The sequence below is a fragment of the Microbacterium sp. Be9 genome, from assembly GCF_011754135.1.
Classification (GTDB): domain Bacteria; phylum Actinomycetota; class Actinomycetes; order Actinomycetales; family Microbacteriaceae; genus Microbacterium; species Microbacterium maritypicum_A.
Map to the genome: position 1 here is coordinate 273,141 of NZ_WNWT01000006.1, position 21,654 is coordinate 294,794.

Sequence of the window (21,654 nt, forward strand, 5' to 3'; positions counted from 1 at the left end):
ATCTTCTAAGATGGAGGTATGGCGAACCCGCATCTGAACCCGCTCCTCGAGGCGATGACGTACCTCGAAGACGCGTGGGGCGATGCGACGAACGCGGCCGATCTGAGCCGCGCGCAGCTGCTCGATGCGCACCGGGCGATGGGACTGGTACAGCGTCGGCTCGACGGCATCCATGCCGAGATCGCGGCGGGCATCGCGCGGGAATCGCGTCCGGAACTGGGGTCTGCGGGTCTCGCGAAGCAGCAGGGATTCCGCAACTCGGCGACCATGATCGCCGCCACGACCGGCGGATCGACGGGCGATGCGGTGCGGCTCGTGAAGGTGGGGGAGGCGACCGCGCCGCGGGCGAACCTCATCGGCGAGAAGCTGCCCCCGCGGTACCCCGAGGTGCAGCGGGCGATCGGTGCCGGCGAGCTCAGTGCGGCGGCCGTGGCGCTGATCGTTGCCCTGCTCGACCGGGCGCGTGTGAAGGCCGGGATCGAGCGGATCGTCGATGCCGAGCGACTGCTCGTCGAACGTGCGGCAGGGCTGTCGCTCGATGACGTGCGCAAGCTCGTCGTGCACGCCGAGGCCTGGCTCGACCCCGACGGCGTGGCTCCGCGCGAAGGTGAGGCCCGGTCGCGGCGCTCGCTGACGATGTTCGAGCGCGACGGGTCGCTGCACCTGACCCTGCAGACCGACATCGCGTCCGGCACTCCCGTGAAGGCGGCGATCCAGGCATACGTAACCGCCACGTTCCAGGCGCGGGCGCACGTGCTCGACCCCGAAGCGCCCGATGCCGACCGTCGTACGGTCGCGATGATCCAGGCCGATGCGCTCGTCGAGATCTGCGCGCATGCGAGCGGATGCGACAACGGCGGGCTTCCGGTATTCGGTGCGACCGTCGTCGTCCGCGTGGGGCTCGACGACCTGACCGCCGGCACCGGATTCGCGACGGTCGACGGCCTCGATGGGCCGGTCAGCATCGCCTCATGTCGTCGGATGGCGGCGGGTGGGGGCATCATCCCCGTCGTGCTCGGCGGTGAGGGCGAGATCCTCGACTGGGGGCGTGAGAAGCGGCTGTTCACCCCCGCCCAGAGACTCGCGCTCGTAGAACGCGACGGCGGTTGCGTGATGTGCGGGCTGCCCCCGCAACTCACCAGGGCGCATCACCTGCGCTGGTGGCAGCGGGATGCCGGACCGACCGATCTCGACAACGGAGTGCTGCTCTGCGAGAGCTGCCATCATCGCATCCACGACAACGACTGGGAGATCAGGATCGAGGGACGGGGGTTCGCGGCGCGGGTGTGGCTCATTCCGCCGCTGCACGTCGACCCCGAGCGCAGGCCGAGGCTCGGCGGCCGAGCCCGGTACGACATCGCGGCGTGAGTGCGCCGGCGTGGATTCGTGTTCTGGCCTGTGCGGACAGTCGTGTCTCGATGTTCAGACGTGCACGTCGGCGGGGGATGCCTCGCCCTCGTGGAAGCTGGGGGTCTTGCCGAACAGGCGGGCGATGCCGAGCACGATCCCGACGACGAGCAGCCCCAGGATGAGACCGGCGATCGCGGAGATGATGGTGTCCACGATCCAGACAACGACCGGACCGAGGCCATGGAGCGCTTCCTCGACGGCGTGCAGCACGTCGACCGGGAAATGCCACCCCACCTCGCCGAGGTTCACCAGCACGAGATGGCCGCCGACCCAGAGCATCGCGACCGTGCCGAGGATGCTGATGAAGCGGAACACCGCGGGCATCGAGCGCACGATCCTGGTGCCGGTGTGGCGCACACGCTGCACCGGGTTCTTCGCCATCTTCAGGCCGATGTCGTCGATCTTCACCAGCAGTGCGACAGCGCCGTAGACGACACCCGTCATGAGGAGGGCGATCACAGCGAGGATCGCCAGCGTCGCCCAGACGTCGAGCCCCTTCTCGAGGCTCGCGAGCGAGATGAGCATGATCTCGGTCGAGAGGATCAGGTCGGTGCGCACCGCGCCGAGCACGAGCTTCCTCTCATCACGCGCACCCTCGTCGGCGTGACCGTGCTGCACGCCGAACCACTCGAGCACCTTCTCGGCGCCCTCGAAGCACAGGTACGCCCCGCCCAGGATCAGCAGATACGGCAGCACCCACGGCGCGAACGCGGTCAGCAGCAGCGCCGCCGGGATGATGATCACGAACTTGTTCGCCAGCGACCCGAGGGCGATCTTGCCGACGACGGGCAGCTCCCTCGCGGGCGTGAGGCCCTGCACGTACTGCGGAGTCACCGCGGCGTCGTCGATCACGACGCCGGCCGCCTTGGCCGACGCCTTCATCGCTGCGCTCAGGATGTCGTCGACGACGGCCAGAAGTCCAACGGACATGGGCGGATCCCCCTCGTGGTGTGCAGTGCGGAGGCAACTCTATCGAGTCGGAGGGGCACGGCTGTCGAGTCGGAGGAGGGATCCGGCCGGCGACCTCAGCCCTGGGATTCCTCCGCCGCGCTCGCGAGCACACGCTGCAGCGGCTGATAGTGCTCGATGACGGCCTGCCGATAGCGTTCGACATCACCCGAACGTGCGGCGTCGAGCATGTCGCCGTGCGCCTTCGCCGTCTTGTGGATGTCGTCGGGCTGAGGGATGCCCAGCTGGGGGAGCACGGCCGTGTGCACATCCCAGAAGGCGCCGACCAGCTGACCGACCAGGCGGTTGCCGATCGCGCCGAAGAGGCGGGTGTGGAACGCGCGGTCCTCGTCGAGGAAGTGCTCCCCGCGCTCGGCCTTGGCGACCATGTCGGCCACCAGGGCGTCGAGCTCGGGGTCGGGGTCGTCCTGAGCGGCGGCCACCACGCGTTCGGCCATCGACAGATCCAGCGCCAGGCGCACTTCGACGACCTCCCGCAGCGCCTGCAGGGATCCCTCCGGCGACAGCACCCCGCGGAACACGAGGGCTTCGACCATCGGGTCCAGCGACATCGGTCCGACATACGTGCCGTGGCCGTGACGCACATCGACGATGTCGAGGGTCGAGAGCGTGCGGATCGCCTCGCGCACGGAGGATCGCGAGACGTCGAGCTCCTCGCAGAGCTCCGCCTCGGTCGGCAGCGGGTCGCCCGGCGTGAGCCCCCGGGTCAGGATGAGCTGCTTGATCTGATCCGCCGTGGTCGAGCGCCGCATGCGTGACGCCCTACTCGTGGTGGACTTCATGGGGCTCCCTCTCGTGCCTGGCAGAAACGCTCCGATCATCTCACTCTTGTGATCTGATCGAACCTGTGTTTAGAGTACATCAGACATCAGATGTCCTCAAGATGTTCCCCCCACCACCCTGGAGCACACATGAACCGACACATCACCCGCCGCCGCGCGGGTCGATTCGCGATGGCGGTCGCCGGCACAGTCGCCGCGTCCGTCGCCCTCGCCGGCTGCGGCGCGGGCACCACCAGCACTCCCGACGAGAGCGCAGCCGCGAGCGAGATCGACCCCGACGGCATCATCGAAGCGGGCATCTCGTACACGCTGAACGGCAGCTTCGACCCGATGGTCGCGTCGGGCGCCGTCACGGTCTCGGCGAACTGGCACATCTTCGAGGGGCTGGTCGACCTCGACCCCGTCACCCAGAAATCTGCCCCCGCCCTCGCCGCCGACCTCCCGACGAAGATCGACGACACGACCTACGAGATCGACCTCCGCGAAGGCGCCACCTTCCAGAACGGCGATCCGGTCACCGCCGACGACGTGGTCTTCAGCTACGACCGCGTGCTCGACCCGAACAACAACTCGCTCTTCCTGTCGTTCGTCGACTTCATCGACACCGTCACCGCGGTCGACGACGACACCGTGCGGATCACCACCGACTACCCGTTCTCGCTGATCAACGACCGCCTCGGTGTCGTCAAGATCGTCCCGAAGTCGGTCGTCGAAGCCGACCCCGAGGGCTTCGCCACCAACCCCGTCGGTTCCGGCCCGTACTCGCTGGTGTCGGCCGTTCCCGAGGACAAGCTCGTCTTCGAGCGCTACGACGACTACAACGGGCCGCGCCCCGCGCTCGCCGCCGGCATGAACTGGAACCTGCTCTCCGACGCCTCCGCTCGCGTCACCGCGATGTCCACGGGCACCGTGCAGGCGATCGAGGACGTGCCGTACATCGACGTCGACGCGCTCGCCTCCTCGGCCGACGTCGACAGCGTGCAGTCGTTCGGCCTGCTGTTCATGATGTTCAACACCAAGGCGGCGCCGTTCGACGACGTCCGCGTGCGCCAGGCCCTGCACTACGCCCTCGACATGGACAAGATCATCGGCACCGGCATGCTCGGCAACGCCACGCCCGCGACCTCGTTCCTGCCCGAGACCTACCCGAACTACCACGAGGCCTCCACGGTCTACACCTACGACCCCGAGAAGGCGAAGGAACTGCTCGCCGACGCGGGCGTCTCCGACCTGTCCATCACCCTGCTCACCACCGACACCGGATGGGTCAAGGAGGTCGCCCCGCTGATCAAGGAGTCCCTCGACGCGATCGGCATCGACACGACGCTCGACATCGGGCAGTCCGCGTCGATGTACGAGAAGGTCGACTCCGGCGACTACACGGTGGCCGTGGCCCCCGGCGACCCCTCGGTCTTCGGCGTCGACCCCGACCTGCTCATGAACTGGTGGTACGGCGAGAACGTCTGGACTCAGACCCGCACCAACTGGGCCGACTCTCCCGAGTACGCCCAGCTGCGCACGCTCCTCGACACCGCCGTCCAGCAGGAGGGCGAGGAGCAGCAGAAGACCTGGGACGAGGCCTACGACCTGCTCTCCGACCAGGCCGTGCTCTACCCGCTGTTCCACCGCAAGCTGCCGACCGCATGGAGCAGCCAGGAGCTGGTCGGATTCCAGCCCGTCCCCACCACCGGACTGTCGTTCCTCGACGTCGGCGTGGCGGCGAAGTAGCCCGCACCAGGGGGCGCGCTCACCCGACGAGTGCGCCCCCTGTCTCTCCCATACCCCCGGAAGGAGCGGCACGTGTCCCACACGCTCCGCCTCATCGGCCGGCGACTGCTGCAGCTGCCGCTGATGATCCTCGGCATCACGTTCCTCGTGTTCTTCGTGATGTCGTTCTCCCCCGTAGACCCGGCGCGCACCGCGCTCGGCGAGACGGCGTCGCCCGAAGCCCTCGAGGCGTACCGCGAGGACCACGGCCTCGACCTCCCGCTGTTCGTCCGCTACGTGAACTTCCTGCTCGGACTCGTGCAGGGCGACCTCGGCACCTACTCCGCACGCAGTCTCCCGGTGATCGACGAGGTCGCCCGCGCCTTCCCGGTGACCTTGGCCCTCACCTTCCTCGGGCTCCTCATCGCGGTGATCGTCGCCTTCGTGATCGGCGTCCTCGCCGCCGTCTACCGCGACCGCTGGCCCGATCAGGTGATCCGCGTGTTCGGCGTCGCGGCGCTCTCCACGCCGTCGTTCTGGCTCGCCATCCTGCTCATCCAGGTCTTCACCCTGGGGCTGAACCTGCTGCCGGCCTCCGGGCCGCTCCCGGATTTCTGGAGCGACCCCTCCGGATGGCTCGCCCGCATGACCCTCCCCGCCATCGCGCTCGCCGTGCCGGTGATCGGTCAGCTCTCCCGCGTCGTGCGCACCTCGATGGTCGAGGAGCTCGACCGCGACTACGTGCGCACCGCCCTGGGCGCCGGCATCCCGCGAGTGATCGTCGTCGGTCGCAATGTGCTGCGCAACGCCCTGATCACCCCGGTCACCGTGCTCGGACTCCGCATCGGCTACCTGCTCGGCGGTGCGGTCGTGATCGAGATCATCTTCGCCATCCCGGGAATGGGAACGCTCATCCTCAACGGCGTCACCAACAACGAACCCAACCTCGTGCAGGGTGTGACGCTCGCCGTGGCGCTCGCCTTCGTCGTGATCAACATCATCGTCGACCTCCTGTACGTGCTCATCAATCCTCGAATCCGGGCGGTGTGACATGCGACGCAAACTCACGAAACGTCTCTCCGTTCCCGGTCTCCGCTGGGGCCGGCTGTCCCTTGGATCGATCATCTGCATCGCCGTGCTGGCGATCATCGGGCTGGCGGCGATCTTCGCACCGCTCATCGCGCCCTTCGACCCGCTGGCGTCCGGGACTCCGGTGCAGCCGCCGAGCGCGGAGCACTGGTTCGGCACCGACCGTCAGGGCCGCGACATCTTCTCCCGTCTCGTCTTCGGTGCCCGCTACTCGCTCGTGATCGGCATCGGCGCGACACTCGTCGCGCTGCTGGCTGCCTGCGTGCTCGGGACGATCGCCGCCACGGCCCCGAGGTGGATCTCCGAGACGCTCATGCGCGTCATGGACGTCGTGATGTCGTTCCCCGGCATCGCGCTCGCCGCCGTCTTCGTGGCGGTGTTCGGCAAGTCGCTCCCCGTGCTCGTGCTCACGATCGCGTTCCTCTATGTGCCGCAGCTCACCCGCATCGTCCGCGCCAACATCCTCGACCAGTACGGCGAGGACTACGTCTCGGCCGTGCGCGTGATGGGCGCGGGCACCCCGCGCATCATCGTCCGCCACGTGGCGCGCAACGCCATGGCCCCCGTGCTGGTGTTCGCGACCGTGCTCGTCGCCGACGCGATCGTGTTCGAGGCTTCGCTGTCGTTCCTGCAGGCCGGGGTTCCCGACCCCGAGCCGTCGTGGGGTAACGTGATCGCCGCCGGCCGCAATCTGCTGATGAGCGGCGCGTGGTGGGCGACCTTCTTCCCCGGCATCCTCATCATGCTCACGGTGCTGTGCCTCAACATCCTCTCGGAGGGGATGACCGATGCGATGGTGTCGCCGCGGGCACGCAAGATCACCGCGGATGCCGCGGGCACCGAGGAGTCCACGCACGAGCTCGAGGTCGCAGCGATCCCCGACGACACCCACGTGATCCCCACCGTCGACACGGCGGTGAACCTCTCCGTTCCGAGCGGGGTGCCCGACACCCTGGTGCCGCGCGCAGAGGACGTCCCTCTCGCCGAGCGACTGGCCGAGCTCCGTCAGCGCGAGCTCTCGCGCACCGACCGCCTGGTGTACACGGCGGAGGAGAAGCCTCTGCTCGACGTGCAGGATCTGTGCATCTCGTTCCCCCGTCATGGCGACGTGGACGTGGTCGACCACGTCAGCTTCACGGTACGCCCCGGCGAGACGATGTCGCTGGTGGGGGAGTCGGGCTGCGGCAAGTCGATCACCTCGCTCGCGATCATGGGCCTGCTCGATCCGAAAGCCGACATCCGCGGGCGCATCCTGTTCGACGGCGAGGACCTGCTGCAGATGGCACCCAAGGAGCGCAACGCGCTGCGCGGCCACGACATCGCGATGGTCTACCAGGACGCGCTGAGCTCCCTCAACCCGGCGATGCTCATCCGCTCGCAGATGAAGCAGCTCACGTCGCGCGGCGGCACCCGCACCGCCAGGGAGCTGCTGGAGCTCGTGGGTCTCGACCCCGACCGCACCCTCGCCTCGTACCCGCACGAGCTCTCGGGAGGCCAACGGCAGCGCGTGCTCATCGCCATGGCGCTCACCCGGAACCCGCGACTGGTGATCGCCGATGAGCCGACCACGGCCCTCGACGTCACGGTGCAGGCGCAGGTCGTCGACCTGCTCATGCGGTTGCAGAAGGAGCTCGGATTCGCGCTCCTGTTCGTCTCGCACGACCTCGCGCTCGTCGCCGAGCTCACGCACAGGATCACGGTGATGTACGCGGGCCAGGTCGTCGAGCAGGGCACGACCAGAGAGGTGCTGACCCAGCCGGTGCACGAGTACACGCAGGGGCTCCTCGGCGCGGTGCTCTCGATCGAGGCCGGTTCCGATCGTCTTCATCAGGTCTCGGGCGTCGTGCCGTCGCCGCGAGACTTCCCGACGGGCGACCGCTTCGCGCCGCGCTCCAGCGACCCCGCCCGGTACGCGGGCGTCGCCCCGGTGCGGCGGCACATCGCAGGAACCGAGCACTACTACTCCGCGCATCCCGACGATGCGCCCGTCGAGCCGATCGGAGCAGGACGATGAGCGAACCCGTCATCGAGCTCAGGGACGTGCACGTCCGCTACAAGACCCGTGCCTCCTCGCTCTTCCGGCCGCAGTACGTGGATGCGCTTGCGGGGGTCTCGCTCACCGTGAAGCGCGGGCAGACGCTCGGCATCGTCGGCGAGTCGGGGTCGGGCAAGTCGACCTCGGCCAAGGTGCTCATCGGCCTCGAGAAGCCCACGAGCGGGCAGGTCGTGTTCGGGGGAGAGCCGGTGCGATCGTTCACGCCCGCCGTGCGCAGACGACTCGGCCGCATCCTCTCCGTGGTGTTCCAGGATCCGGCGACCGCCCTGAACGCGCGGATGACGGTGCGCGATGCGCTGCTCGACCCGATGCAGGTGCACCGCCTCGGCAGCCCGTCGACCCGGAGTCGAAAGGTGCGCGACCTGATCGGTCTCGTCGGACTGCCGGCATCGGCCCTGGACGCCCTGCCCAGCCAGCTCTCGGGGGGCCAGCGCCAGCGTGTGGCGATCGCCCGGGCGCTCGTGCTCGACCCGCAGGTGATCGTCGCCGACGAGCCCACCTCGGCGCTCGACGTCTCGGTGCGTGCCCAGATCCTCAATCTGCTGACCGATCTGAAGGATCAACTCGGCCTCGGGATGGTGTTCATCTCCCACGACATCCAGACCGTCCGCTATCTCTCCGACGAGATCGCCGTGATGAACAAGGGGCGCGTCGTCGAATTCGGCGATGCGGCCCGCGTGTTCGACGCGCCCTCCGACGAGTACACCAGAACGCTGCTGGGCGCTGCGCCCTCGCTGCTCGAACCCCACCACTGAAACGACCGGAACACACATGTCTGCTGCCTCTCCCGCCCCCGTCTTCGCGGGCGTCGTCCCGCCCGTCGCCACCCCGCTGCTCGAGGACGGATCGATCGATCACGTCTCCCTCTCCCGCCTCGTCGACCGTCTGGTCGCCGAGGGGGTGTCAGGACTGTTCGCGCTCGGCTCCACCGGCGAGACCGCGTACTTCACCGACGACCAGCGCGTCGAGCTGCTCCGCACGATCGTCGCCGCGAACGCCGGTCGGGTGCCGGTCATCGCCGGCGCGATCGAGCTCACGGCGCCGCGCATCATCGAGACCGCCCGCCGTCTGATCGATGCCGGCGCCCAGGCGATCGTCACGACGGCTCCGCTGTACACACTGAACTCGGCAGCCGAGGTCGCCGACCACTTCCGCACCATCGCGGCGGCCATCGACACCCCGCTGTGGGCCTACGACGTGCCGGTGCGCGTGCACTCCAAGCTCGGCATCGACCTGCTCGTGCAGCTGGGCACCGAAGGGGTCATCCACGGCGTGAAGGATTCCTCGGGTGACGACGTCTCGTTCCGGCGCCTGATCGCGGCGAACGATGCCGCAGGGGGTCCGCTGCAGCTGCTCACCGGACATGAGGTCGTCGTCGACGCCATGGCCCTCGCCGGTGCCGACGGCGTGGTTCCCGGGCTCGCGAACGTGGAGGCCGCGGGGTACGTGCGACTGTGGGAGGCCGCGAAGAGCGGCGACTGGGAGACGGCTCGGGCCGAGCAGGAGCGCATCAACCGCCTGTTCGACATCGTGTTCCAGCCGAAGGGCCTCTCGGGCGATGCGACCGGTGTCGGCGCGTTCAAGGCGGCCATGCACGCCCGTGGCATCATCGATCACGCCACGATGGCGAACACCGTGCAGGCGCTCGACGTCGACGCGGTCGCCCGCATCCGCGACATCCTCGACGAGCTGCATCTGCTCCCGGTCGCCGTCGGCTGATGGGCGAGGTCGTCCTCGCCGTCGACATCGGCGGCACCAAGACGGCCGCGGCCCTCGCCGACCGCGACGATGCACTGCTGCGGACCGAGGTGGCCGCGACGCCGGCGGCCCAGGGGCCGGTGGCGGTCGTCGCCACCGTCGTCGCGCTCGCCGGACGTCTCCTCGCCGGCAGCGGGCTGCGCCTTTCGGGCGTCGGCATCGGCACGGCCGGGGTCGTGGATGCCGGAACCGGGACGATCGTTTCCGCCACGGATACGTTCGCGGACTGGCCGGGTACACCGCTGGCCGCACTCGTGCGCTCGGGACTCGGCGCGCATCTGCTCCCCGACGCTCCCGTCGCCGTGCAGAACGACGTCGACGCGCACGCGGCAGGAGAGCATCGACACGGTGCCGCGGCCGGGGCGGCGAGTGCGCTCGTCGTCGCGGTCGGCACCGGTGTCGGTGCAGGAGTCGTGCTCGACGACAGGGCCGTGCGGGGTGCGCATCACGTCGCGGGGGAGATCGCGCACCTGCCCGTGCCGGGAGCCGCACACCTGCGCTGCCCCTGCGGGCGCTTCGGGCACCTCGAGGCCATCGGCTCCGGCATCGGGATGCATCGGCACTTCCGGTCTCTCGGAGGCGATCCCGGCATCATCGATGCGCGGGGGGTCGCGATGGCAGCTGCGGCCGCGGACCCCATCGCCCGCCGGGCCCTCGACGAGTCGGCCGCGGCGGTGGGTCGGGCCCTCGCGGGGGCGGCGACGCTTCTCGACCCGGAGCGCATCGTGGTCACCGGGGGCGTGCCGAACATCGGTGAGTCCTGGTGGCTTCCGATGCGCGCCGCCTTCCACGCCGAGGCGATCGATGCGCTGCAGAACACCCCCATCCTGCCGGGCACGCTCGGCGACGACGCACCGCTGCGCGGAGCCGCGGCATCCGCCTGGAGGCGACCATGAGATTCACCGACACCCTCGAACGACTGCGGGGTGGACTGATCGTCTCGTGCCAGGCCTACCCGGGTGAGGCCATGCGCGACCCCCGCACGATGGCGCAGGTCGCGGCGTCCGCCCTGGCCGGAGGAGCAGCCGGAATCCGCGTGCAGGGGCTCGATGACATCCGCGCGACGGCACACCTCCCTGTTCCGATCGTGGGGCTGTGGAAGGACGGCGACGCCGAGGTCTTCATCACTCCGACGCTCCGGCACGCTCAGGCCGTGGCCGACGCGGGCGCCGACATCGTCGCGGTCGACGGGACGCGGCGCCCCCGCCCGGACGGGCTGACGCTCGCGGAGACGATCGCGGGCCTTCGCGCGCACACCGACGCGCTGATCATGGCCGACTGCGGCTCCCTCGACGACGCGATCGCCGCCGAGGCCGCCGGCGCCGATATCCTCGGCACCACCCTGTCGGGATACACCGGAGAGCGCCCGAAGACCACCGGGCCCGACCTGGAGCTCATCGCGCTGATCGCCGCCCGTTGCCGCCGCCCGATCGTCGCCGAGGGGCGCGTCCACACACCCGAGCACGCCGCGGCCGCGATCGCCGCCGGGGCGTTCTCGGTGTGCGTCGGCACCGCCATCACGCATCCGTCCACGATCACCACCTGGTTCGCCGATGCCATCGCGGGCGCACGCGCATGACCGCGCCCATCCTCGTCAGCGCCTACCCGGCCTCTCCCGCCCACGCGCACTGGGATGCGGTGCTCGAAGGCGCGCTGCTGCCCGCATTGTGCGCGCTTCCCGGGATCGCCGGGCTCGAGGTGCCGTGGATGGGGCGCCTGCATCCGCACGATGACGCCTGGTTCCTCGCGAACGTGCCGGCCGTGCCGCTCGCCGTCACTCCGATCCCGTTTGTCATGGGACGCGTCGGGGCACACCCCGGGTATGGCCTCGCCTCGGCCGATGAGGAGGGGCGCGCGGCGGCGGTCGCCGATCTTCGGAGGGTCGCCGCCGACGTCGCGCGCATCGACGGCGAGAGCGCCGCATCCGTCGCGGTGGTGACGGTGCACTCCGCGCCGCGAGCGACGGCCGCCATGGAGCCGCTCGTGCGCTCGCTGGGGGAGGTCGCCGCGCTCGACTGGTCCGGCGCGCGCCTGGTCATCGAACACTGCGATGCGTTCGTGCCCGGCCGGGTCCCTGAGAAGGGTTTCCTGCCCTTGGACGCCGAGATCGCCGCGATCCGCTCGTCGGGACTGCCGATCGGAGTGTGGCTCAATTGGGGGCGTTCCGCGATCGAGCTGCGCGATGCGGATGCCGTCACCGCGCAGATCGCGGCGGCGGCGGCGTCCGGCCTCCTCGTCGGCCTGGCGTTCTCAGGGGCCGCTCCGGTGCAGAGTCCGTATGGCCACCCGTGGAGCGATGCGCACCTGCCGATCGCCTCGACCCACCCGGAATCCGCTTCGCTCCTCGACGACGCGCACGTCGCCGCAGCGCTCGCCGCTGCGGGCGACGTCGAGTGGCTGGGGTTGAAGACGGCCCGCCGCCCCGACGACACCACCGCGGCGGATGCCTTGCGCACGGTCGCGCGGAACCTCGAGGTGGTGCGCGCCGCAGGCTGACCGGAGGGAACGGCGGCAGCCGTCGGCGCGGTGTCGTCGACGGCTCGCCGAGTGAGCCCGGGGAGTCGAACGCCGCTCGCGGGACGACGAGATCCGGCCTTGTCCGTGGGGAGACCCCTCGCTAGAGTGACTTGAAATCTGACATCAGACGTCATATTTCCGCACGAACAGAAAGGTCTGTCCATGCACGTTCCTCCCTCGCCCCCTTCCCGGAGCCGCCGCCTGCTGCGATGCCGCACGATCGGAGCGCTGGTCCTCGCGCTCAGCCTCCCCGCCGCCGCTGCCTCGGCGGCCCCGGCGCCCGGGTATCTGACCGATCCGAACGCCGATCCCGGCGACTACCTCGAACTGAACATCGGCGCCGACCGCACGGCTTCGAACTACTTCTACCGGATCCCCGCGCTCACCCACCTCGGCGACGGCGTGGTCCTCTCGGCGTGGGATGCCCGGCCGGGAAGCGCCGCTGACGCCCCCAACCCCAACTCGATCATCCAGCGCCGCTCGACGGACAACGGTCGTACCTGGGGTCCGCTGCAGATCATCGCCGTGGGGAAGACCGGGAGCGGCCAGTACGGCTACTCCGACCCGAGCTACGTCGTCGACCGGCAGAGCGGTCGGGTCTTCGCGTTCTTCGTGCGCTCCCAGGACCAGGGGTTCCAGGGGAGTGCCTACGGCGACGACGACGCGAACCGGCAGGTTCTGGGAGCGGCCGTGATCCATTCCGACGATGGCGGCGCGACCTGGAGTGCGCCGCGGCTCATCACCGACGTCGCCAAGACCTCCAACGGCACGACCAGCGGGGGCGTCTACACGCCCGTCGCGGGCGATGTGAAGGGCACGTTCGCCACTTCGGGCGAGGGGATCCAGCTGCGCTACGGCGCGCATGCCGGGCGGCTCATCCAGCAGTACGCTGGCACCGTGCGTCAGGCCGACGGATCCACCGCGATCCAGGCGTACTCGGTGTATTCCGACGACGGCGGCGACACCTGGCAGCGTGGCGAATACGTCGGCACCGGCATGGACGAGAACAAGGTCGTCGAGCTCTCCGACGGACGCGTCATGCTCAACTCGCGAGACAGCTCCGACGGGCGTCTTCGCAAGGTCGCGATCTCGACCGACGGCGGTCACAGCTATGGTCCGGTCACCCGCGACGCCGAGCTGCCCGACCCCACGAACAACGCCTCGATCACCCGCCTGCATCCGGACGCCGCCGCGGGCAGCGCCGACGCGAAGAAGCTGATCTTCACGAATGCCGCCAACGGGGCGAACAGCAACCGTGTGAACGGAGCGGTGCGCCTCTCCTGCGACGACGGCGAGACCTGGCCCGGTCTGCGCACGCTCGAGACGGGGACCTTCGCCTACTCCAGCGCGACGGCGATCGATGACGGCAGGGTGGGGGTGCTGTGGGAGGCGGGCTACACGAACACGATGCAGTTCTCCTCGTTCGACGACGCGTGGCTGAACGCGGCGTGTGCGCCACTGTCGGTGCCGAAGACCGCTCTGACCGCCGGAGTCGCCACCACGGTCCCGGTCACGATCACGAATCAGGAGGCGGCCGCGCTCAGCGGCGCCGTGACCTTCCACACCGCCGCCGGATGGACCGCGACCACCGCGCAGATCACCGGCCTCGCACCGGGAGCGAGCGCCACCGTGAATGTGCAGGTCACCGCCCCGCAGGGCGTCTCTGGTGAGCAGCGTCTCCAGGCCGCCTTCACCGCCGCCGACGGACGCCTCAGCCAGACCACCGCGACGCTCGCCCTGCCGCAGTCGTCGGTGCTCGGAGCGACGCTCACCGCGACGAACACCTCGGCCCTGCGAAACGTCGTGACGAATCCGTACACCGTGGGGGAGCAGCTGAGCTTCCAGGTGCGGGTCGTGAGCACGGCGGGCGGCAACACGATCGTGACCCCGGCGGCGAACACCTTCACCACCGGCTTCGCCCCCACCGCCTGCCGGTGGCTGAACCTGGCGGCCTACGACGCCTACAACTGCAGCACCCCACGGCGCACGCTCACACAGGCCGACATCGATCGTGGCTGGTACACGCCGGAGTTCGCGTTCACCGTGGCTCCCGTCGACGGCTCGGCACCCGCGGTCACCGTGACCCACGCGGCTGCCCCCGTGGTGCTGCGCGACGGCGTGCTCGCGGCCACGATCACGGGCGCGCGGGCGGATGCCGGGCGCGACCTGGCGGCGAACCCGTACGCGGTGGGCACGCAGGTGCCGTATACGTTCCGGGTCGACAACCGCAGCCCGATGGTGGTCACCGTCGTTCCCGCGACCGGTGACTTCTCGCCCTTCCTCCCGCCGGCGGCCGGCAACTGCCGCTACCGGGATCTCGCGGTCGGTGCGGGGTACGACTGCGGGTCGGCGCGCCACACCGTGACCCAGGCCGAAATCGACCGTGGCTTCTTCGTGGCCGACACCACCTGGACCGTCGAGGCGGCAGGGCAGACCACGAAGCGCGTGACGGTGGCGGGCGGCGAGATCGACGTGATCGCGCGCACCCCCGCGTTGTCCGGTGCGACGGTCGGAGACTGGGCCGACGAGAACGGGAACGGCGTGGCGGATGCCTCCGACACCGTGACCTGGACGCGCACCGTCGAGAACACGGGCAACGTCGTGCTCGATGCCGTGACCGCTGCCGGAGCGGATGTCGGCTCGCTCGTCCCCGGTGAGGCGGTACCCCTCGAGGCGATCGTCGTCCGGCTCACGACAGAAGACGTCGCGCGGGGCTCGATCGCCGCGGCATCCTTCGAGGTGACGGGGGTCAACGGAGTCCGCTCGGTGTCGGACTCCGTCGAGCCTGCGACGCTGTCCCTGCCCACCGCTGCGGGGTGGAGCGCGCAGACCGTCTATGCCGGCGGCGAGCTCGTGTCGCTCGACGGGCGGCTGTGGCAGGCGTCGTGGTGGACGCGTGACCAGCGCCCCGGCGACCCCGTGGGTCCGTGGCAGGAGTTCGCGACGGACATCGACGGGGCAGTCGTGTGGACGCCCACCCGCGTCTTCACCGCAGGAGACGTCGTCGTACATGCCGGCACGCGCTTCGAGGCGAAGTGGTGGACGCGCAACCAGCAGCCCGATGCCGCGGCGACCGGCGGCCCCTGGCAGAAGGTCCGCTGACCCCTCGTCGTCTTCTGTCCCGCCGACGAGCGGCCCGCAGAAACTCACAGCCCGTTCTCAGGGCCGCGGGACCAAAACGGGCCGCTCGTCGGTTCTCCTCTATGACGGCGCAGCCAGCGACGTCGGACAAGGAGTCAGATCATGTCGAACGACTACGGCACGACCCCCGAGGCCGTCAGCGGCCTCACCCCTCTGCAGTATCGGGTGACCCAGCAGGACGCGACCGAGCCGCCCTTCCGCAACGCGTACTGGGACAACCACGACGACGGCATCTACGTCGACGTCGTCTCGGGCGAGCCTCTGTTCTCGTCGACCGACAAGTTCGACAGCGGCACCGGATGGCCGAGCTTCACGAAGCCCATCGACGCGGATGCCGTGACCACGCGCACCGACCGCTCGCTGTGGATGAAGCGCACCGAGGCGCGCTCGGCCGTCGCCGACAGCCACCTCGGTCATGTGTTCGACGACGGCCCGCGCGCCGAGGGCGGCCTGCGCTACTGCATGAACTCGGCGGCTCTCCGCTTCATCCCGGCCGAAAGCCTGGAGGAAGAGGGGTACGGTCGCTACAGCGCCCTCTTCGCACGCCCCACCACCAACACCCCCGCACCTTCCGACACCACCGAGGAGCAGTCATGACCGACACCGGAACCATCACCCGCACGCCCGGGACCGAGACGGCCGTTCTCGCCGGCGGCTGTTTCTGGGGGATGGAAGACCTGATCCGCCGCCAGCCCGGTGTGCTCGACACCCGGGTCGGCTACACCGGCGGCTCGAACGAGCACGCGACCTACCGCAACCACCCCGGCCATGCCGAGGCCGTGGAGATCGTGTTCGACCCGACGAAGACGACCTACCGCGACATCCTGGCGTTCTTCTTCCAGATCCACGACCCGTCGACGCTGAACCGTCAGGGCAACGACATCGGTTCGAGCTACCGCTCGGCGATCTTCCCGCTCACCCCCGAGCAGGAGGCGATCGCGCGCGACACCATCGCCGATGTCGACGCTTCGGGCCTGTGGCCGGCGAAGGCCGTCACCACGATCGAGCCGGCAGGGCCGTTCTGGCAGGCCGAGGAAGAGCACCAGGACTACCTGATCAAGTACCCGAACGGCTACACGTGCCACTTCCCGCGTGCGGGTTGGGTGCTGCCGAAGCGCGACGAGGCCGCCGCCACCGTCTGACGCGGAACCCGAGAATGGCCCGGTCGTATCCGACCGGGCCATTCCTCGTGAGCGGGCTACGCCTCGGCGAGGAACGCCACGGCCGCGTCCTTGAAGTCGCGCGAGCCCGGGGCGTTGAAGTGGTTCCGGTTCGGGATCTCGAAGAACCGTCCGTCGGGGGCGGCTGCGGCCAGCGCCCGCGAACCCTCGATGATCGCGTCCTTCGAGCCGGTGGCGAAGAGGATCGGCCGCGTCGGCGCATCCGAGGGATCGGGGTCGATCATGCCCGACGCCCGCATGCCCTCCGCGAGCGCGACGAGTGCCTGCAGATCGTTTCCCGGGACCCGTTCGGTCAGCGCGATGTAGTTCTGCGTGGTCCGATCGGCCACCGGGGTGCCGTCGGCGATGTACTTCCGGACCTGTTCGAGATCGAGTCGCGCCAGGGGGATGCCGTCCGGCACCCCTCCCAGCACCGCACGCCCGATGCGGTGCGGCAGCTCGCGAACGACCTCCCAGCCCACGCGTGCGCCGAGCGAGTAGCCGACGTAGAGGGCGTCGTCGACGAGGTACGTGTCCATCACGGTCTCGACATCGGTCACGAGTGCGCGGATCCGGTAACCGTCGGGGTCATGCGGCTTCTCGCTGAGGCCGTGGCCGCGCTGATCCAGTGCCAGCACGCGATAACCCGCGCGCGTCAGCTCGCGTACCCATCCGGTGAGCACCCAGTTGTCGCGCGCGCTCGACGCGAAGCCGTGCACGATCACCACGACGGGGGCGTCGAACTCGCCCCAGGTGTAGGTCGCCAGTCGTGTGCCGTCGGCGGCGTACACCTGCTGGGGTTCGGGCATGCTGGTCAGGTCGGAGAGAGGGACGGCCACCTCTCCATCTTGGCCCTGTTCCTGGACGGCGGCGTCAGGTGCGGGATCAGCGCGTCGACCTGATCGGCCACACCGCGAACGCGCCGAGCACCGACAGGACTATGCCCACGGGGAAGAGCCCGGCGAAGCCGAATGCGATCACGATCAGACCCGAGACTCCGGGGGCCAGCGTCTGGGGCAGGGTGGCCGCGATGTTCACGACCCCGAGGTCTTTCGCGAACGACTGCGCCGAGGGGAGCACCTCGCTCATCAGTGCGGTGTCGACGGCCTGGAACATGCCGAACCCGAGCCCGGCGATGAACGACATGATCATCCACGCCTCGATCGTCGGCGAGATCCACGGCAGCAGCAGTGCAAGACCGGTGACCACCGACGAGGCGAACACGAACGGCTTGCGTCGCCCGACCCTGTCGGAGAGCGGACCGGAGATGATCGTGGAGATCAGGATGCCGGCGAGGCTGAGGAGCCCGACCAGCGGGATGACCGTCTCGGGCTTCTCGATGTGCAGATAGTCGGTCATGATGTAGAGCTGATATCCGGTCACGGAGAAGTAGCCCGTGAACAGCAGCAGGCGGCCGAGGAACGCCCAGAAGAAGTCGGGGTGCTTGATCGGGCTGACCCAGAAGGTGCGCAGGAACGCGCTGAGGTCGAACGGCTCGGGCGTGATCCGTTCGCTCGAGTAGTCCGGATTGAACACGACGAACAGTGTGATGACGACGAGGGCGAAGACCGCGAAGACCACGTAGCCCGCGGCGATGCTGTTGAAGAACAGGGAGCCGACGATCTGACCGCCGAGCGAGCCGACCATGAGGCCGATGCCGGAGAGGGCGGCGAAGGTTCCCCGGCGCTTGAGGGGCACGCGGTCGGGCATCACGGCGGAGAGCGGGCCCTGGGCGAAGTTGTACGCGATCTGCACCAGAGTCCACGCGATGGCGATGCCGACCAGGGAGTCCGCAAAGGCGAGGCCGACCAGGGCCAGGCCTCCGGCGAGGACGCCGACGATCATCCACGGTGCACGCCGGCCGAAGCGGGAACGCGTCCGGTCGGAGATCTGCCCGGCGATCGGCTGCGCGATCATCGCCGCGAACGCACCGATCGTCGCGATGATCGCGAGGTTGGCGACCTTGTTCTCCTCGCCGAGCGCGACCGTGACCTGCTGGGGGAGGAGGATGCCGGGGACCGCGCCCCAGATCAGGAAGATGCCGAGGTTGGCGGGGATGATCCAGCCGAGCAGGCGCCGGATCCCCTTGAGGGGCGGGGGCGGGTCGTCGTTGCCGGCGGCGGTGCGGATGAACGTCGTCTCCGTGATCGGGACGGTGCTCTCGGGGACGGTGCTCTCGGGGGTTGCGGGCGTTCCAGACATCGTCGTCGTGGTCCTCTCGGGTCGGGCAGAACGGGGGTCAGGCGGGGAGCGCCACCAGGCGGGAGCGCAGCGTGTCGATCGTCTCGGCCGGCAGGGTGGCGCCGGCGAAGCCGAGGACGGTGTCGAGCGGCATGTTCTGCGCCGCGGCGAGCATGGGGTTGCCCGGCAGTTCCGGGACGAGCTCGGTGATGATCGCGAGCGCCTCGGCGTCGGCGAGCACCTGGGCGACGGTCGCGCTGGTGAGGTCGAAGCGTCCGCCGGGTGCGGCGACATCCGCCATCTCGATCGTCGTGGACGCGGGGTCGGGTCGTGCGGCAGGCGACCAGTCGAGGTACCGGAGGCCGTGGCCGAACGCGAACGACGGGTCGACCGTGTCCGACGGCACGTCGGGGCGGCTCGCCGCCACGGCTTCCATCGACGACGGCACCTCGAAGGGCAGCGACCCCTGGGGCTCCACCGCGCCGAACAGCACATTCACGAGCGCGGTGTCGGATGCGCCGTAGTTCGCGATGATCGTCGAGGCGACGTCGAGAAGCGGGGCGAGGATCGCCGGACGATCGAGGTAGACGTCGAGCACGAGCGGCACGCGGGCGGCCAGATCGCGCAGGTGCGCGAGTTCGTCGTCGTGGAACTCGAGGGATCCGGCGCGGAAGAACGATTCGATGTCGGCCCCGTTGCCGCGCGGCTCCCACGGGGCGTCGGTGCGCACGATCGCGACGTCAGCGCGGTCGGGGTCGGTGACCACATCGGCCCAGCCGGCGAGCTCGACGGGGTCGAGGCCTTCGACGTAGACGGTCGGGCGCCCCTGCAGCGGCAGATGCGCCGCCCCGCCGCCGTTCGTGAGCAACGTGAGTGAACGTGCCTGGGCCTCGAGTCCGGCGGCGCGGGCGTCTTCCCGACCGACGATCGCATCCGCAGCTTCGACATCGACGAACCGTGCGTCGTCGAACAGCCCGAGACGGAACTTCTCACGCAGCAGCCGGCGCACCGAGGTGTCGAGCCGGGACTCGGGCACCGAGCCCGCCCGCACGAGCCCGATCAGAGCCTTCGGGTTGAACTCACCGCCGAATTGGTCCACACCGGCATCGAGCGACTTCATCATCCGCTCGTCGTAGGTGAGCGACTCCACACCCCAGAAGGTGCGGGACAGGATGCCCCAGTCGGTGCACACGATCCCGTCGAAGCCCAGCTCGTCACGCAGCAGGCCTTGGATGATCTGCTTGTTGAAGCCGAAGCCGACCTCTTCGTACTCGGTGCCGATCGGCATGCCGTAGTAGGGCATGATCTGCGAGACGCCGGCGGCCAGCAGGTCGCGGAACGGTTGCAGGTGCAGGTCGAATCGTCCGCCCGGGTACACCTGCTCGCGGCCGTATGAGAAGTGCGGATCCTCGCCGTCGAGCTGGGGGCCGCCCCCGGGGAAGTGCTTGGCCATGGCCGAGACCGATTCGGCTCCGAGCTCGTCGCCCTGCAACCCGAGCGTGTAGGCGACGCCGAGACGCCCGGTCACCTCCGCGCTCTGGCCGAACGTGCCGGAAGCCCGCGCCCAGCGCGGCTCGGTGGCGAGGTCGATCTGCGGGTGCAGGGCGGTGCGGATGCCGACGGCCAGGTACTCGCGACGCACGACCTCGGCGAAGCGGCGGGTGAGCTCGGGGTCGTCGATGGCGCCGAAACCGAGGAACTCCGGCCACTGCGAGAAGGGGCCGGCGATGAGCGCGGCGGCCGGGTTGTTCGAGAACGAATGACGCGGGTCGCTCGACAGAGAGAACGGGATGCCGAGGCCGCGTCGCCGGGCCTCCTCCTGCAGGGCGTTGTGCCATGCGGCGATCTCCCGCGCCGACGGGGCCTGCAGGATGTTCACGTGCGTGATGCCACGGTCGATGATGGTGCGCATCGACGGGGACCCGAACAGGCCGGGGGCGTCGAGGTCGTCGCCGAGGGTCGCCATCGGCTGGAACATCTGCCCCGCCTTGTCCTCGAGCGTCATTCGGGTGAGCAGGTCCTCGACACGCTGATCCACGGTCAGGGTGCGGTCCTGGTACGGGTGCGCGATCGCGCTCACGGGAACTCCTTCGTTCGGGTACGGCGGGTCTTTCGGGTACGGCGGGCGGTGCGGGTGCGGCGGGTGGTTCGGTTAAATATCTACACTTGTGTCGGTTTTGTCAAGAGCGGTGCTACGGTTTCCCCCATGGCTGATGCGACGACGCTGCGAGGGCGCGGATACGCGAACGGCCGAGCGCGCCGCGAGGAGATCATCCGCGTGGCCTCGGACCACTTCGCCGAACGCGGCTTCCTCTCGGCGACGATCCTCGAGATCGCCGCGGTGTGCGGCATCTCGCGCGCGGGACTGCTGCACCACTTCGCCGACAAGGAAGCCCTGCTCGAAGCCGTGCTCGAAGCCCGCGACATCGAGGATCGCGACCGCTTCCGTCCCTACGCCCGCGGCTACGGCGGTATGGGCGTGCTGCGCGGAATGGTCGATCTCGCCGACCACAACCGTCTCGTGCCGGGTCTGATCGAGCTCTTCGTGCGGTTGTCGTCCGAGGCGTCGGCTGCCGATCACCCGGCGCACGAGTACTTCCGGCGCCGCTACGAGAGGATCCGTTCGAGCACCGGACAGGCGATCGCGCTCGCCATCGCGTCCGGTCAGCTGCGACCCGACATCGATCCGCACGACGCGGCTTTGCGCCTGACCGCGACCATGGACGGTCTGCAGACCCAGTGGCTGTTCGACCGGTCGATCGACATGGCCGGCGCCATCCGCGCGATGCTGCGGGCGTGGATGACCCCGGCGGGCGAGGTGGCGTTCGAGGCGATCGTCCCCGAACCGGAGCCGCTCGGCGCCTGACGCGCCCGGCAGTGCCGG

18 protein-coding genes are annotated in these 21,654 nt (G+C 69.5%); 13 read left to right on the forward strand and 5 right to left on the reverse strand.

All coding sequences use genetic code 11. From position 1 onward, the window contains the following. Window positions 1-18: 18 nt before the first annotated feature. Window positions 19-1,368 (forward strand): DUF222 domain-containing protein, encoded by a 1,350-nt coding sequence (locus GLO27_RS12220; protein ID WP_243844832.1) that lies wholly within the window; start codon window positions 19-21, stop codon window positions 1,366-1,368. A 54-nt stretch (window positions 1,369-1,422) separates the two neighbouring features. Here the strand turns inward: GLO27_RS12220 and GLO27_RS12225 are convergent, their stop codons facing one another. Both GLO27_RS12225 and GLO27_RS12230 read right to left on the reverse strand, forming a co-directional pair. After that, a complete protein-coding gene (locus GLO27_RS12225; protein WP_167255111.1) occupies window positions 1,423-2,340 on the reverse strand; it encodes a DUF808 domain-containing protein in 918 nt (305 codons plus the stop codon). A gap of 95 nt (window positions 2,341-2,435) precedes the next feature. Then, complete coding sequence (locus tag GLO27_RS12230) at window positions 2,436-3,161, reverse strand: FadR/GntR family transcriptional regulator (protein ID WP_029260695.1); 726 nt, start codon at window positions 3,159-3,161, stop codon at window positions 2,436-2,438. A gap of 129 nt (window positions 3,162-3,290) precedes the next feature. Between GLO27_RS12230 and GLO27_RS12235 the strand changes: the two genes are divergently transcribed. The 11 genes from GLO27_RS12235 to msrA all read left to right on the forward strand — a co-directional run bounded on the left by GLO27_RS12235 (window position 3,291) and on the right by msrA (window position 16,571). Further along, window positions 3,291-4,889 carry an ABC transporter substrate-binding protein gene (locus GLO27_RS12235; protein ID WP_021199490.1) on the forward strand — a complete coding sequence of 533 codons (1,599 nt, stop codon included), beginning with the start codon at window positions 3,291-3,293 and terminating at the stop codon, window positions 4,887-4,889. Window positions 4,890-4,961: 72 nt separating this feature from the next. Continuing rightward, window positions 4,962-5,918 carry an ABC transporter permease gene (locus GLO27_RS12240; protein ID WP_029260694.1) on the forward strand — a complete coding sequence of 319 codons (957 nt, stop codon included), beginning with the start codon at window positions 4,962-4,964 and terminating at the stop codon, window positions 5,916-5,918. A 1-nt stretch (window position 5,919) separates the two neighbouring features. Beyond that, complete coding sequence (locus tag GLO27_RS12245) at window positions 5,920-7,971, forward strand: dipeptide/oligopeptide/nickel ABC transporter permease/ATP-binding protein (RefSeq protein ID WP_167255114.1); 2,052 nt, start codon at window positions 5,920-5,922, stop codon at window positions 7,969-7,971. Next, window positions 7,968-8,768: an ATP-binding cassette domain-containing protein gene (locus GLO27_RS12250; RefSeq protein WP_167255116.1), complete on the forward strand. Its 801-nt coding sequence runs from the start codon at window positions 7,968-7,970 to the stop codon at window positions 8,766-8,768. Before GLO27_RS12245 ends, GLO27_RS12250 begins: the two co-directional genes overlap by 4 nt. Window positions 8,769-8,784: 16 nt before the next feature. After that, complete coding sequence (locus tag GLO27_RS12255; protein ID WP_167255118.1) at window positions 8,785-9,732, forward strand: dihydrodipicolinate synthase family protein; 948 nt, start codon at window positions 8,785-8,787, stop codon at window positions 9,730-9,732. Next, window positions 9,732-10,667 carry an ROK family protein gene (locus tag GLO27_RS12260; RefSeq protein ID WP_167255120.1) on the forward strand — a complete coding sequence of 312 codons (936 nt, stop codon included), beginning with the start codon at window positions 9,732-9,734 and terminating at the stop codon, window positions 10,665-10,667. The genes GLO27_RS12255 and GLO27_RS12260 overlap by 1 nt, the downstream gene beginning before the upstream one ends. Next, window positions 10,664-11,350 (forward strand): N-acetylmannosamine-6-phosphate 2-epimerase, encoded by a 687-nt coding sequence (locus GLO27_RS12265; RefSeq protein ID WP_167255122.1) that lies wholly within the window; start codon window positions 10,664-10,666, stop codon window positions 11,348-11,350. The genes GLO27_RS12260 and GLO27_RS12265 overlap by 4 nt, the downstream gene beginning before the upstream one ends. Then, a complete protein-coding gene (locus tag GLO27_RS12270; RefSeq protein WP_167255124.1) occupies window positions 11,347-12,267 on the forward strand; it encodes a DUF4862 family protein in 921 nt (306 codons plus the stop codon). The genes GLO27_RS12265 and GLO27_RS12270 overlap by 4 nt, the downstream gene beginning before the upstream one ends. Before the next feature lie 183 nt (window positions 12,268-12,450). After that, window positions 12,451-15,390: an exo-alpha-sialidase gene (locus GLO27_RS12275; RefSeq protein ID WP_167255126.1), complete on the forward strand. Its 2,940-nt coding sequence runs from the start codon at window positions 12,451-12,453 to the stop codon at window positions 15,388-15,390. Between the two features lie 141 nt (window positions 15,391-15,531). Continuing rightward, window positions 15,532-16,026: a peptide-methionine (R)-S-oxide reductase MsrB gene (gene msrB, locus GLO27_RS12280; RefSeq protein WP_167255128.1), complete on the forward strand. Its 495-nt coding sequence runs from the start codon at window positions 15,532-15,534 to the stop codon at window positions 16,024-16,026. Continuing rightward, window positions 16,023-16,571, forward strand: coding sequence for a peptide-methionine (S)-S-oxide reductase MsrA (msrA, locus tag GLO27_RS12285; protein WP_029260687.1), 549 nt, complete (start codon window positions 16,023-16,025; stop codon window positions 16,569-16,571). The genes msrB and msrA overlap by 4 nt, the downstream gene beginning before the upstream one ends. A gap of 56 nt (window positions 16,572-16,627) precedes the next feature. Here msrA and GLO27_RS12290 read toward each other — a convergent pair whose 3' ends face one another. From GLO27_RS12290 to GLO27_RS12300, 3 genes are read right to left on the reverse strand one after another with little or no spacing between them, the layout of a single operon-like run. Continuing rightward, window positions 16,628-17,428, reverse strand: coding sequence for an alpha/beta hydrolase (locus GLO27_RS12290; protein WP_292776891.1), 801 nt, complete (start codon window positions 17,426-17,428; stop codon window positions 16,628-16,630). 46 nt (window positions 17,429-17,474) lie between these two features. After that, a complete protein-coding gene (locus tag GLO27_RS12295) occupies window positions 17,475-18,791 on the reverse strand; it encodes an MFS transporter (RefSeq protein ID WP_029267926.1) in 1,317 nt (438 codons plus the stop codon). A gap of 37 nt (window positions 18,792-18,828) precedes the next feature. Continuing rightward, entirely contained in the window at window positions 18,829-20,850 is a 2,022-nt protein-coding gene (locus GLO27_RS12300; RefSeq protein WP_292776894.1) for a glycoside hydrolase family 3 N-terminal domain-containing protein, read from the reverse strand. A 126-nt stretch (window positions 20,851-20,976) separates the two neighbouring features. Here GLO27_RS12300 and GLO27_RS12305 point away from each other — a divergent pair, with 126 nt between their 5' ends. Further along, entirely contained in the window at window positions 20,977-21,636 is a 660-nt protein-coding gene (locus GLO27_RS12305; RefSeq protein WP_167255130.1) for a TetR/AcrR family transcriptional regulator, read from the forward strand. Window positions 21,637-21,654: the final 18 nt, after the last annotated feature.